This window comes from Tenacibaculum haliotis (assembly GCF_025215075.1).
Classification (GTDB): Bacteria; Bacteroidota; Bacteroidia; order Flavobacteriales; family Flavobacteriaceae; genus Polaribacter; species Polaribacter haliotis_B.
Genome location: NZ_JAOBTH010000011.1, coordinates 1 through 13,375, shown reverse-complemented (window position 1 = coordinate 13,375; position 13,375 = coordinate 1). Strand labels below are relative to the sequence as shown.

The 13,375-nt window shown below is 27.8% G+C and carries 13 protein-coding genes; all 13 read left to right on the top strand.

Going from position 1 to position 13,375, the window contains the following annotated elements; translation table 11 throughout:
- Positions 1-429: 429 nt before the first annotated feature.
- Positions 430-1,152, top strand: a complete 723-nt coding sequence (locus N2251_RS00290; protein WP_260584675.1) for a hypothetical protein — start codon at positions 430-432, stop codon at positions 1,150-1,152.
- Between the two features lie 141 nt (positions 1,153-1,293).
- Positions 1,294-2,346 (top strand): hypothetical protein, encoded by a 1,053-nt coding sequence (locus N2251_RS00285; protein WP_260584674.1) that lies wholly within the window; start codon positions 1,294-1,296, stop codon positions 2,344-2,346.
- A gap of 189 nt (positions 2,347-2,535) precedes the next feature.
- Entirely contained in the window at positions 2,536-3,966 is a 1,431-nt protein-coding gene (locus N2251_RS00280; RefSeq protein WP_260584673.1) for a hypothetical protein, read from the top strand.
- A gap of 25 nt (positions 3,967-3,991) precedes the next feature.
- On the top strand, positions 3,992-4,546 hold the full coding sequence (locus N2251_RS00275) for a DUF6705 family protein (RefSeq protein WP_260584672.1): 555 nt from the start codon (positions 3,992-3,994) through the stop codon (positions 4,544-4,546).
- A 207-nt stretch (positions 4,547-4,753) separates the two neighbouring features.
- Positions 4,754-5,758 carry an IS30 family transposase gene (locus N2251_RS00270; RefSeq protein WP_260584671.1) on the top strand — a complete coding sequence of 335 codons (1,005 nt, stop codon included), beginning with the start codon at positions 4,754-4,756 and terminating at the stop codon, positions 5,756-5,758.
- Positions 5,759-5,987: 229 nt separating this feature from the next.
- Complete coding sequence (locus tag N2251_RS00265; RefSeq protein WP_260584670.1) at positions 5,988-7,238, top strand: hypothetical protein; 1,251 nt, start codon at positions 5,988-5,990, stop codon at positions 7,236-7,238.
- 906 nt (positions 7,239-8,144) lie between these two features.
- On the top strand, positions 8,145-9,218 hold the full coding sequence (locus tag N2251_RS00260; protein WP_260584669.1) for a Fic family protein: 1,074 nt from the start codon (positions 8,145-8,147) through the stop codon (positions 9,216-9,218).
- A gap of 176 nt (positions 9,219-9,394) precedes the next feature.
- Positions 9,395-10,426: a DUF6630 family protein gene (locus N2251_RS00255; protein ID WP_260584668.1), complete on the top strand. Its 1,032-nt coding sequence runs from the start codon at positions 9,395-9,397 to the stop codon at positions 10,424-10,426.
- 267 nt (positions 10,427-10,693) lie between these two features.
- Positions 10,694-11,134, top strand: a complete 441-nt coding sequence (locus tag N2251_RS00250; protein ID WP_260584667.1) for a helix-turn-helix domain-containing protein — start codon at positions 10,694-10,696, stop codon at positions 11,132-11,134.
- Positions 11,017-11,946: an IS3 family transposase gene (locus tag N2251_RS00245; protein WP_312025075.1), complete on the top strand. Its 930-nt coding sequence runs from the start codon at positions 11,017-11,019 to the stop codon at positions 11,944-11,946. Before N2251_RS00250 ends, N2251_RS00245 begins: the two co-directional genes overlap by 118 nt.
- 108 nt (positions 11,947-12,054) lie before the next feature.
- Positions 12,055-12,381, top strand: a complete 327-nt coding sequence (locus tag N2251_RS00240; protein WP_260584666.1) for a hypothetical protein — start codon at positions 12,055-12,057, stop codon at positions 12,379-12,381.
- 6 nt (positions 12,382-12,387) lie between these two features.
- Positions 12,388-12,897, top strand: coding sequence for a hypothetical protein (locus tag N2251_RS00235; RefSeq protein ID WP_260584665.1), 510 nt, complete (start codon positions 12,388-12,390; stop codon positions 12,895-12,897).
- 210 nt (positions 12,898-13,107) lie between these two features.
- Positions 13,108-13,375 (top strand): helix-turn-helix domain-containing protein (locus N2251_RS00230; RefSeq protein WP_260584664.1); only part of this gene is annotated, 268 nt, incomplete at its 3' end.

Sequence of the window (13,375 nt, the reverse complement as noted above, 5' to 3'; positions counted from 1 at the left end):
TTTAGGTATTTAAGCTAATTTTTATAAATCAGAATAATTCAAGTTTTGAATTATTCCCTAAAATAGAAATCTAAAACTGGAGAGTTTTGAGATCAAAGTCATCTTTTTACAAATTTTGAGAAATTCTAAGCAGCTTTGAGAAAATTGAGAACCTTGAGAACCTTGAAAGTTTTGAAAACTGAGTAGAATACCAAAACGTGAAAATCAAAACAGCGGAATTAGAATCTTTGCGGAAATAGTAATTGAAAATTAAAATAGAACGGAAAAACCTATAAAACGAAAACCTAACACCGTGCATAATTCATTAAGGTGGAATTTCCTTGCGGAATTTCCTCGCACTTTTATTATCTTTCGTTCAAATTCGGAAAAGTGCTGCGCTCTTTTCCTTAACAAATCATGCACAAACACGTTGGCTTTAATTAAGAAATAATGCAGATAAAGAACATTGATACACTAGCTATTTTAGATACAATTAAAAACATTAATTCTTCAAAAATATCAAATACTAAGAAAGTAATAGACACTATTGAAATTGTTGACCCTATTAAAATAATCGACATAACTGAAAAAGGATTAGATTTAGGTTTTTGGAGTGCATTATTATTTGGAACTATATCTACAATTATTTTACTGTGGAATGAAATAAAGAAAAGTAAAGTTTTCGGAAAAATAATAAGTAAAACATACAATCCTCAAGGTTTTTTTAATTATGAAATCAATAATAATGAATTTAAAACTATAAAAGGGGAACAATATTTATTGAAACTATCTTTGAGTTGCTATAGAAAAAGTTTGAATTTTAAAGATGTGAATGTATATGTTTCATATGGAAACGAAACCATAAAAGGAGAAATTATATGGATGAATGAACACAAATTATCTTTACTTGATAAAACTGGAACAAAAATCGAAAATTTTACAATGAAAATACCTCCTAATGAATTTTTGACTTTTAATAATATTCTTGAAATTGGGAAAACATCTTTTTATTATTTATCATTTATTGTTCCAAATAAAAAAGGTGAAGTCATTTATGATAAAATAGAATTAGAGTTTGTCAAACCGAATAATAATAAAAGGAAATATGAGATTTTTGATATTGACAAAAAACAATATCTATTTGATAAAAGTATAATCACAAAAATAAACTAAAGCCAACACCGTATAAAATTAATTGCTTGTTTCTAGCTTACTTACGAAAGTCCTCGCGGACTTTCTATCTGTGATTTATTTGCTAACTTTAGTGCTTTAACCACGCAACTAATCTTATACAAAAACGTTAGTACCAATTAGATGAAAAAATCGTTAATTATTATAATAGTATTAATAACAAATTTAATATCTGCACAAAATAAAACTATCGATGCTTATGTTTCAAATATTTGGAATATTGAACATACAGGTTCTGTGAAATCAATATTTATCGAAAGACTTGATTTTTATAAAAAAAATGATTTAAAAATTGACACATCAAGATACACAAATAAAGTTTTTTTTGATAAAAATGGTAATCTCGTAAAAAGATATGATTTTTGGAATGGCTTTAAAGAACCTACTCAAATAGTCTATTATGACACTTTAAATAGAGTTTCAAAAATTAAAAGAGAACATAGTGGAAAAATAACAGAAATTATAAATCAATACTTTAGTAACTCTTCAAAAATTCCTGATTCACTGAATATTTTTGAAAATGGAAAAATTAAAAGAGAACAAATAATCAATCATTCTTCAAACAATTTACTTATTAAACGAGAGTTTTTCAGAAACGACACATTAAGGCATTACAATTTATATAAGTACAATTCTGAAAATCAATTAATAAAAAAACTATTTATTAATACTCGAAATGGATTCGGAGTCACTTTAGATAAAAGTATCACAGGAAACAAATCAGAAAAACATTTAAACCCTAACGATTCTATTATTTATAAATATCAAGAAAAAACTGATACATTAATAATTAAAGAGTACAAATATAACAAGCTAAATAAAATCATAAAAAAAATAAAAAATAAAAATCTAGAACTTAAAATTGAAGATGATTTTTGGAATGGAAAATTAGAATCAAGATTTTCAAATTACAAATGGAAAGATTCTATAAAAACTGAATATCTTAGATTCAATGAAAAGCTTGAAGTTAATGAATATCGGAATATAACAACTTCTAAAAACAAAATAATTGAAAAGTGGAAATATAGTATAAATAATGAAAGCCCCGAAAATGTAGAAATAAAGAATATAAAAACACAATATGACCAGTTTAAGAATTGGATTAAGAAAACATATATTCTTAATGGAGTAATTAAAAAAGAAATTAACAGAAAAATTGAATACAACTGGTACTAACAATGTGTATAATTAATGGCTAGTTCTCGCCTATTTACGAAAATCCTAGAAGATTTTCTATTCAGTTTTTATTTGCTAAATTAGTTACTTAAACACGCCACTAATCATACACAAACACGTTGTGGTTCATATTCCACTCAGACGGTTGAATAGAATTAAAATCAATTAATAACTTTAAATTTACAGTGTATGAAAAACAGAAAAATCAACTTTATTAAACTCAGAATATTCTTTTTTGGAATTTCTTTGCTATTCACAAATTGTGAAAATGAAACTAATTTTATACAAAACAACACTTCAATACCTACAATTTCAGAATCAAAAAACTTTCTTTTAAACAATAATAATTCTTTTAAAGCTAAAAATTCTAGCAATTTTACTGATAGAATTGATTGGAACAATTCTAAAGAACAATATTATAAAGAAAATACTGAATTACTTTATTCTCCAATACAATTAAACGCTACTAAGGCGAAATCTTTTGTAGCTTCTATAAAAGTAGATGGTATAATTGATAATAGAATTATAACCTTACTTTATGACAATGATAATAGTCCAAAAATATTTTCTGGTACTATTTTTATTCATAATAAAAAAGGAAGACTTACTGAGTTTTATAATTATAAAAATGGGATAAAAGAAGAAAAATATATTGTAAAAGAAACTTCTAATACAGCACAAGCTAGATCATCTAGTGATTATGATTGTTATGATATAGAATACCTTCAATGGTTTTTAGAAAACAGTGATGAGCCTATGGTCATGCTAGCACCTTGTGTAGCTTTAAATGCAAGTATAGAAACAGGTGATTCTGGAAGCAATGGAAATTCATGGTATGAACCTATAGATTTTTTAAACGATGATTTTTATAATGGTAATGATAACATAAATGACAACGACCTTAATGGAGGTGGCGGAAATAATTGGTATACACCTAATTGTGGTGAGGGTTATATTTTAGATGAGAATAATAATTGTGTCCCAAATCCTTGTAGATATATAAATCTTCAAATACAAAACCCGAGATACACAGACCAAGCCGACCAACTAAAAAGAAAAACAGGACTAAAGAAAGAAACTGGTTACAAACAAAACAAAGACGGTTCGCAAGTGCCTTTAAACGAAACTAATAACGGACATTCTTTAGAGATACCTATAGATAGAAACACTGTAGGCTATATGCATACGCATCTTAATGATTTTTTAAATGGAAAAATTGATAAAATAACTGGAAACCCAATTATAGAAAAACCAATTAAAATATTTTCACCTGCAGATTTACTTAAGTTTCTACAAATAGTAAAAAATAGCAAATATAATGGAGTACCAACACATTTAGTCTACGGAACAGTTATTGCAAGCACAGGTAATTATACGCTAAGGTTTACTGGAAATATAGATGATATTGTTGGACTTAGTTCTGCTAATAGTTATTTAGCAGATTATGAACTTTATTTTAAAGAAAAATTTAAAGGAAATAAAGAAAAAGCCTTTTTACATTTTCTTAAAGATAAAATAGGGATAAATGGCATTAATCTATATCGAATACGAGATAATGGAGATATAGAAAAGAAAACCTTAAAAGATAATGGTAATGTAGACACTAACGATTGCGAATAAAAATAAAATTTAAAAACACTAAAAAATGAAAAAAATAATATTTATAATAGCAACTCTTTTTGTAATTATTAGTTGTAAAGCACAAATAATAGCAGTAGAAGATTTTGAAAATTATAATCAAGAACTTCCTGATGGGGCATATATTAAAGACGTTAATAATGTTCTAGATAAATATATAGGTACTTGGAAAGGAACTTATAATAATAAAAACTATGAATTCATAGTTCAAAAAGTGACTAAAAATAATATAGATTTAAAATACAAACATGATAAATTATTAATGCGCTATAAAATTACAGATAGCAATGGTACTGAATTGGCTAATACTTTAAACTTACCTAACGAAAACTATTATGTTATTAATGGAAGTTATTTAGCTAGTTCTGGAGGATATAAATTAAGCTATATAGGTTTAAATAGTGAATGTGGACAAAATGGAACAATTTATATTTCTACTTATGGAGCTAATAACACAAAATTACAATTGTTTTTAATGGTCAGAGGAGAAATACATGATTGCACTACTGGTGCTGCTGAGCAAATTATACCAACAGAATCAATGGAGTTAATGAAACAATAAATACAAACCACAACACGGTATATAAAAAATAGCAGTTAAGTGCAAACTACAAAGTTTGTGCTTTTCTACTATTTTTGTTTTTAAACTGAAAGTAATAGCATTTTTAACCTGCTTCTTTTCATATACCAACACGTTAGGGCATATTTGAAAAAAAGACGCTGTATTCAATAACTTAACGCAACAAATCTAAAATTATAGATTTGTAAAATGACAGTAAAAAAACACAGAAGACTTAGCCTTAAAGAAAGAGTGATTATTCAGACTCTTTTAAACGAAAAAAAGACCAAAGCTTATATTGCTAAAACTCTTGGTAGAACACCTTCTACAATTTCTAGAGAAATCAACAAATGGGTACAAAATAAAGAAGATAATTACGATGCAGAATTAGCACATTGGAACGCTAAAGATGATTACGCTAACAAAAGAAATCGTGATAAAATAAGCACATATTCTCTATTAAGATTTTTTGTCTATAAAGGACTTTTATCTAATTGGACTCCTGAACAAATTTCTGGTAGACTTAAAGAATTGCATCCCAATGATCCTATTATGTCCATTTCTCACGAAGCAATATATAGATACATTTACACTAGACCACAGGCCAGTTTAAACAAAAAACTAATCAAACTGCTTGTTCGCAAAAAAACAAGACGAATACCTTCTAAAAAAAGACGTGGAAAAGGAAGTGTAATAGTTAATCAAGTCAGTATTGACAATAGACCAAAGCATATTGAACTTAGACATGAAGTTGGACATTGGGAAGGCGATTTAGTAATTGGAAAAGACAATAAAAGTGCTATAGGAACCATCGTAGAACGGAAAACAAGGTTCACTTTAATATTAAAATTAAACTCGAAAAAAGCAGATGAAGTTGCTGATGTATTTTCTAAAATGTTAAATCAATTAAACGCTAAATTTAAAAAATCTATGACTTACGACAACGGAATTGAAATGGCTAGGCACCAAAAAATTACTGAAAAAACAGGTATGAAAATTTACTTTGCTCACCCATATTCTTCTTGGGAAAGAGGCACTAACGAAAATACGAATGGACTCATTAGAAGATACCTTCCTAAAGGAACAAACTTTAATGAAATAAGCGAAAATCAGCTGCAAATTATTCAGCAAAAACTAAACAATAGACCTCGAAAAATTATTGGTTATAAAACACCCCAAGAAATGATCAATATTGAGCTAAAAAACGTAGCTTAGTAACATCAAAAATTAATAACGATTTGTTGCGTTACAACGTTGAATCCAAGATCCGTGAATGGAAGAAATCAACGAAATACAATTTAAAAGTAGGCTTGCATCTACAGAGATTTCCGAGCATAATAATTTACTAATAAACTTTGAAAATGTCACGAATGTTAACTTGAACGAAATTACTCTTTCAAATAAATTCAAAAATTGCAAATTCATAGGTAAAAGAGTAGATTTTATGGATTTGAGTTTCGGAGAAGCGACTGAATTAACTCATACATTTAGATTTGATGATTGCGAATTTGAAAACGATGTTTATTTCAAAGATTGTGCAGTACAGGAAATAAGGTTTATTAATATTTCAAAGCCTGTTAAGAATTTGCATTTAGCACCAAACAGACTTGGATATTTTACTTTTGAGTGTTCAGAAAATTTGGAGCAGGAGATTGTAAACGAGATTAATATAACCATCCACAGATGTGAAATTGTAAATTATTTAGATTTTCTGCATTTAAAATCGTCAGGAAACTTAATGATAACAGGATGTAAGATTAAAAGAGTAAAAATACACGACTCTGCTTTTAAAAGAGTTGATATTGACAAAAGTAAATTTTCAACAGATTTTCAATTTACACTAAACGTAATAGAAAATAGCTATATCAAATATAATGAGTTTGAGAAGTCTAATTTTTCATTGACTGACTTTGGTTTAGAAGCAAATTTTAGGTTTAACGATTTTAAAAGTACTGCTTTATTTGAAAAATTAAAGAATGAGAACAGGACAGGTGTTAAATTCCAAAGTTGTAATTTTTTTAAATATGCACACTTCAATAAGTCAAAGCTCTATGAACTTCATATTGATACATCGAAATTTCAAGAGTTCGCTTCTTTTCAGGATTTAGAACTTCATTATATTTTTCTTGATAGAACAATATTTGAAAAGTCTGCATTCTTTGATGATATTGAAATTCATAGATTTCGTAAATGTAACAAAAGAACTTTACGAAATATAAAACAACAACTATTACGAGCAGATAATAAAATAGATTATGACATTTTTCGTTCTCACGAGCTAAACTCATATAAAGAAGAATTAAAAACCAAGATTAGGCTAAAACCCAATGCTAATCGAAAAAAATTACGAAGAGATTTAACAATTTTAAGAGTAAACTCATTCTTTTCAAACAACGGAACTGATTGGGTTAAAGCAATTAAAAGAACTTTATTTGTTGCAATTCTATTCTATTCAATATTTTATGGAATTCATAATTACGATAGAGAAATTGACTTATTAAATACATCAGGATACAGTGAATACTTTATTGGACTATTTAGATATTTTTTGCTAACTGATTTTCATAATCCTTTAGTGAATAGTAGAGAATATTTGGTAAATGTTTGGGAGTGGATTCCATTCATATTTGGCAAAGTATTTATTGGAATCGGAATTTATGAAATTTTAGTTTCATTTAGAAAATTCAGGAAATAAAGCCAGCAGGTAACAACGTATATAGCTCATAGCTAATTAGTTGCTTAATCGAAGTTAAGGCATATTTGGAAAGTCGCCAAATTTTTAAATTTGACGATTTCCAATAAAAAAGATAAATAGTAAAATTTAAAAATCTGGCTTGTGCTTAATCCGAAAATAATCGCTAATTTACACGCTACGAGCCATATACAAAACCGTTGGGTTTCATTAACAAAAAATCGTAAAAATTCAAACTTTTAGATTTTTAATTGAGTTTAAAATATTAGAAAAACTTGTGGAAAAACTATATTGGAATTTTCTCAGAAAACCGTAAAAATATAATTTGAAAATTTTTGTTTTCTAATAATATTTTTCAAAAACAGAAAAATTCCAGTAGAGAATTGTTCTGTAAAAAGTTGGAGTATTTAGAGTTAAATTTTCAAAGCTCTTACTTTAGAAAAATCTCAGAAAGAATAAAATAGAATTGAATATAATAGAAAAAATAAATCACGGAATTTAGCAAGTTTGCGGAATTAAAATTCTTTATGAATAATTGCGGAAAAGTAAAATAAAAACAGAATTAAATACTAAAAAAAGAGAATAAATCGCGGAATTTACCAAGTTTGCGGAATTTAAATTCTTTATGGAAATAATTATGGGAAAATTATTTTGACATTAAAAAGTAAAACAGAAAACTAACATAACGAAAACCCAACAACGTGTATAGTTCATTACGGGGGATTTTCTTGCAGAAAATCCTCGCACTTTTACTATCTTTGGTTTAAATTCGGAAAATTGCTGCGCTATTTTCCGTAACGAAACCATACACAAACTCGTTGTACTTAATGCGGGACAAAAAGTCGCATATTGAATTTAATTGAACTATTTTTTGTATTTTTGGTACATATATAATTTACAAGAGATAAAATGTCCCAAATCAATAAACTTGCAAAACTTCCACCAAAAAGAGAAAAAGTAGAAACTATTGAAATTCTTCGTCAATTGAGTAAATCCTCAAATTCATTAGGAGAATTAAAAGGAATTGCTAAAACTATTCCTAATCAAGAGATGTTGATAAATGCTGTTGTCTTACAAGAAGCTAAAGATAGTTCGGAAATAGAAAACATTATTACAACACAAGATGAATTATATAAAGCTTTAGCTACAAACACAAAACAACCAACTCAAGTTAAAGAAGTTATAAATTACAGAAGTGCTATTTTTTCTGGTTTTAAATTAATTCAGAAACAAGGATTTTTAAAGCTAAAAGATATCGAAACTATTCAAAAAACCATTATCGAAAATAATGCTGGAATTCGCTCAATGGCTGGAACTGTACTAAAAAACGATAAAACTGGAGAAATTGTCTATACACCACCACAAGAAAAAGACGAAATCTTAGATTTATTAGGTAATTTTTTAGAACATTTTAATGTTAAACTAAACGATTTAAATCCATTAATTAATTTAGCTATTCTACACTATCAGTTTGAAAGTATTCACCCTTTTTATGACGGAAATGGAAGAGCAGGAAGAATACTAAATATTTTATACCTAATTATAAACGACCTTTTAGATATTCCTATTTTATATTTAAGCTCATATATCAATGAGAATAAAGCAGATTATTATCGTTTATTAAATACAGTTAACAATAAAGACGAATGGTCTGAATATATAATTTATATGCTAAAAGCTGTTGAAGTAACATCAAATAGAACGATTGAGAAAATAAATTCAATTAAATTATTATTGGATAAAACTATAATATATGCACAAGAAAAGGAACCTAAAATTTACAGAAAAGAATTAATTGAATTACTCTTTGAACATCCTTATTCTAAAATAGAATTTGTTGTAGAAAAATTAAATGTAGAAAGAAAAGCGGCTTCACGATATTTAAAAAAATTAGAGGAAATTGGAATATTAACTTCTCAAAAAATCGGAAGAGAAAGTGTTTACGTAAATACAAAATTGATAGAAATATTGAAAAAGCACTAAGTACAACACCGTATATAATTTATTGCTGGCTTCTCGCCTACTTACGAAAGTCCTCGCGGACTTTCTTGGTCGGTTTTTATTTACTAAATTAGGTGCTTAAACCACGCAACAAACCATATACAAACACGTTGGCGGTAATTAAACACACGCACAGTCATCTTAACAAACTTAAAGTAATGGCAAGAATATATTACGATGCAAAAAAACTAAACGGAGAACCTTTTGAGTCTTCTATTCTAAATATTGAATCTTTTAGATACATATTTGAGAACACAAATATTGCAAAAAATTATGCAAAAAGAATTGACATTACAGCACCCATAGAATCTTCGTTCTTTGGAATATTTAAACCTCAAAAAGAAGTTTTTACAAAAGTGCTTTTGTTCATAGACGATATTGAATACAATTCGAATAAACGTAATGTTTATATTCCAAATTCAATCATTCTGTTTGATAACGAAGATTATAATTTCCCTTCAGAATTTTATTTTATTGCGCGAATTGAAAACCAAGTTGAAATACGAAAATGCAATGGTGGAAACAATGTAAAATGGTTTAATATCCCAGATTTACACCAATCAATAAATGACCAAAAAATTATTGATAAAATCGAGAACACTTTTATAGAACTTACTAAATTGGTGAAATCAACATTTAAAATTGAAAAAGAAAAGGAAAAAGAAGCAGTTAATGAAAAAATAAACATCGAAAAAAACCGTCCACTTTTGAACGATATGCAAAAGAAAGCATATCAAGAATTAACAGAGTTATGTGTTTTCAATAATAAAAAGAAAAAGAAAATTCTGAATTTTATCGAAACTCTCAAAAACTATGATAATAATAGTGAATATTGTACAACACTAAACTACTTTATGGATTTTTTAGACGAAAACGACTTAGAGTTCATAATGCGAATAGATTGGAAATCGGAAATTGAAAATTTGGAGTGGTTATTAAATTCAGTAATAAAAGAAAATTACAATTTAAAAATCATTTTGCCAAGTGCAAAAAAATATGGTGAAGACTTAACAGTATCAGAAGATGGTATATTTGAAGATTTTGATAAATCATTGAGGAAAAATGAACTTCAACTTGGTTTTATTGATACACAATCAGATGAATATATTGCAATTCTGCATAAAACTAAAGACAAAGAAAAAATAGAACAAGTTGTTAAATTAATTGGCTATGAATATTATGAAAAATAACTACCGCCAACAACGGCTATAGTTAATGCGAGGTTCTCTCCTATTCCAAAGTTTTGTGTATATTTACTAAGTCGCTAAATCCTTTTCGATTTAGCTTTTTGAAACAATATAAAAATTAAACAAAAAGGCTCTAGCTTAGTGCCTGCCCGAAAATCTTGTCGATTTTCAAACCGCACTAACCATAGCCAAACCCGTTAGCAAATATTTAAAAAATGAATCGTCCTGAAATAGGTTGACTAAAAATTAAACATTTAATTATAGTCACTTATGAAAACACAAAATGAACACTGGCGAAAAAAAAGCTATCAAAAAGTAAATTTAGAGACCAAACTTTTAGTTGTTGACCAAATCTTAAATGGTCAGCTATCCAACAACCAAGCTTCCAAAAAATATGACGTTCCAAGAACTACAATTGCCTATTGGGTCAAAAAATATAGTACTTTAGTACAACAAAATACTAGTATGAGTAAATTAGATGAAATTAAAAAACTAAAGGAACGTATTGAAGAACTGGAGTTTGTAAAGGACTTTCAGCAAGATATTATTGCTGATATGGAAATCATCACAGGAGTTGATATGTCAAAAAAGTCATTACCCAAAACATTAGCGAAAGAGATAGCACTAAAAAAGAAAAACCGTTTAAAAGAAAATGGTTCTATCAGTGTTTTGGGATTAGTAAACAAGCCTTTTACAAAAGAGAAAAAGTAAAACAAAGCAAAACTATAAACGACATTAAAATAATTACGATGGTCAAAGAATATCGTAAAAAAGTAAGCTCCAGAACTGGAGGCAAAAAACTATATAAAGAACTCAAAAATCAGTTAATTGAACAAGATATTATAATCGGTAGAGATAAGTTTTTTGATGTATTAAGACTGCATAATTTACTGGTTCCTAAACTCAAAAACTACATAACTACCACAAACTCTAATCATTTATTTAAAAAGTATAAAAACCTCATTCAAAACAAAATACCTACTAGACCCGAACAAATTTGGGTAAGCGATATTACATACATTAAAACAGAAAATGGACACAACTATTTAGCTATTGTAACKGATGCATATTCAAAGAAAATTATGGGATATAAACTAGATAACCATATGAAAGTATCACTCTGTAAGGACGCTTTAAAGATGGCTTTAAAAAATAGAAAATATCCATCGAAAAAATTGATTCATCATTCTGATAGAGGTATGCAATACTGTTGTCCTGAATATACTCTGTTTGCTGAAAATAATGGAATAACAATGAGTATGACAGAGCAATATGATCCGTATGAAAACGCTATTGCTGAGAGAATCAATAGAACGTTGAAATATGAACATGGACTTAGAAACTGTCTTAAAAACACTCCTATTGCTCAAAAGTTAGCTAAACAGGCCGTAGATATTTACAACAATTTAAGAACTCATTTTAGCCTAGATTTAAGAAAACCAGCAGAAGTACATTTAAATCCAAACATCAAATACAAATCGTATCGAAAAAATAATGTAAATTTGACTGAACTAACAATTTAAAAACAAACATAGTTCAAAATAGTTTTTGCCTTCTAAACGGCTAAAAAAATAGTTTGAACGGTATAAATTAACCTGAAAAAAGGTCAACCTATATCAGGACAATACAAAATGAACAACGAAGAAATTATCGGAACTTGGAGAAGCAAAGATTTTCCCCTTTATATTTTTGGAGATTCTAAAGTAATAACTCTACACGTCCCAGATTTGGAAAGAGCTACTCTTTGGGTAAAAGAAGAAAATAACTTAACTCTCGTTCAAGGAAATATAACAGTTCAAGAAATTGACAATGACATTTTTGAAATCAACTTCAATGGAGATTCAATTCACGAAAAATTCAATTCCGTTTCATCTCGTATGCATATGAAATCAAATCCGCAGTCTTTTCTCATTGATTTACCAGATTACGGAGAAAGATATATGGAAAAAATAAATTAGTGAGAAATGGATAGCACATTAATTATAGCTTTACTTAGTCCGTTACTTTTGACAATTGGAGGTTTAATAACTTGGTTTTTTAAATCTAAGAGAGAAGACATTCTGCTTTCGGAAGAAAAAACAAGAGATTTTAAGATAAAAACCTACGAAACATTATTAGAACCATTTATTGTTGTTTTTACATTTACTCTAAACGAAAAAGAAAAGCAAAAAGGAATTAATAAATTGCTTTCGTTAGATTATCGAAAAGCAGCTTTTAATCTAACAACATTTGGCTCTGACGAAGTTGTAAAATCTTATAACCGAATTATGCAGGCTTTTTTTAACATAAAATCCGAGGATTTTGCGGATGACGACGAAGAATATGCCGTAATAATGTTAACTCATTTGTCCGACCTATTATTAAATATCCGAAAAGATTTATATACTAAAAAGACCGATTTAAAAAGAAGTGAAATGTTGGCATTTATGATTAATGACATTGATAAACATCAATATAGAATTGACAATGCGTAATAAAAACATTTGCTAACACCGTATAAAATTAATTGCTAGTTCTAGCCTACTTACGAAAGTCCTCGCGGACTTTCTATCTGTGATTTATTTGCTAACTTTAGTGCTTAAAACACGCAACTAATCTTATACAAGCACGTTGTAAGTAATTGGTAAAAATCGTGCTGTATTCAATAACTTAACGCAACAAATCTAAAATTATAGATTTGTAAAATGACAGTAAAAAAACACAGAAGACTTAGCCTTAAAGAAAGAGTGATTATTCAGACTCTTTTAAACGAAAAAAAGACCAAAGCTTATATTGCTAAAACTCTTGGTAGAACACCTTCTACAATTTCTAGAGAAATCAACAAATGGGTACAAAATAAAGAAGATAATTACGATGCAGAATTAGCACATTGGAACGCTAAAGATGATTACGCTAACAAAAGAAATCGTGATAAAATAAGCACATATTCTCTATTAAGATTTTTTGTCTATA

What these genes read in the sequence shown, in the direction of transcription:
- N2251_RS00250 (WP_260584667.1), top strand. Translation starts at nt 10,694, where the DNA reads ATGAAAACACAAAATGAACACTGGCGAAAAAAAAGCTATCAAAAAGTA.
- N2251_RS00235 (WP_260584665.1), top strand. Translation starts at nt 12,388, where the DNA reads ATGGATAGCACATTAATTATAGCTTTACTTAGTCCGTTACTTTTGACA.
- N2251_RS00255 (WP_260584668.1), top strand. Translation starts at nt 9,395, where the DNA reads ATGGCAAGAATATATTACGATGCAAAAAAACTAAACGGAGAACCTTTT.
- N2251_RS00240 (WP_260584666.1), top strand. Translation starts at nt 12,055, where the DNA reads ATGAACAACGAAGAAATTATCGGAACTTGGAGAAGCAAAGATTTTCCC.
- N2251_RS00270 (WP_260584671.1), top strand. Translation starts at nt 4,754, where the DNA reads ATGACAGTAAAAAAACACAGAAGACTTAGCCTTAAAGAAAGAGTGATT.
- N2251_RS00290 (WP_260584675.1), top strand. Translation starts at nt 430, where the DNA reads ATGCAGATAAAGAACATTGATACACTAGCTATTTTAGATACAATTAAA.
- N2251_RS00275 (WP_260584672.1), top strand. Translation starts at nt 3,992, where the DNA reads ATGAAAAAAATAATATTTATAATAGCAACTCTTTTTGTAATTATTAGT.
- N2251_RS00280 (WP_260584673.1), top strand. Translation starts at nt 2,536, where the DNA reads ATGAAAAACAGAAAAATCAACTTTATTAAACTCAGAATATTCTTTTTT.
- N2251_RS00260 (WP_260584669.1), top strand. Translation starts at nt 8,145, where the DNA reads ATGTCCCAAATCAATAAACTTGCAAAACTTCCACCAAAAAGAGAAAAA.
- N2251_RS00285 (WP_260584674.1), top strand. Translation starts at nt 1,294, where the DNA reads ATGAAAAAATCGTTAATTATTATAATAGTATTAATAACAAATTTAATA.
- N2251_RS00265 (WP_260584670.1), top strand. Translation starts at nt 5,988, where the DNA reads ATGGATTTGAGTTTCGGAGAAGCGACTGAATTAACTCATACATTTAGA.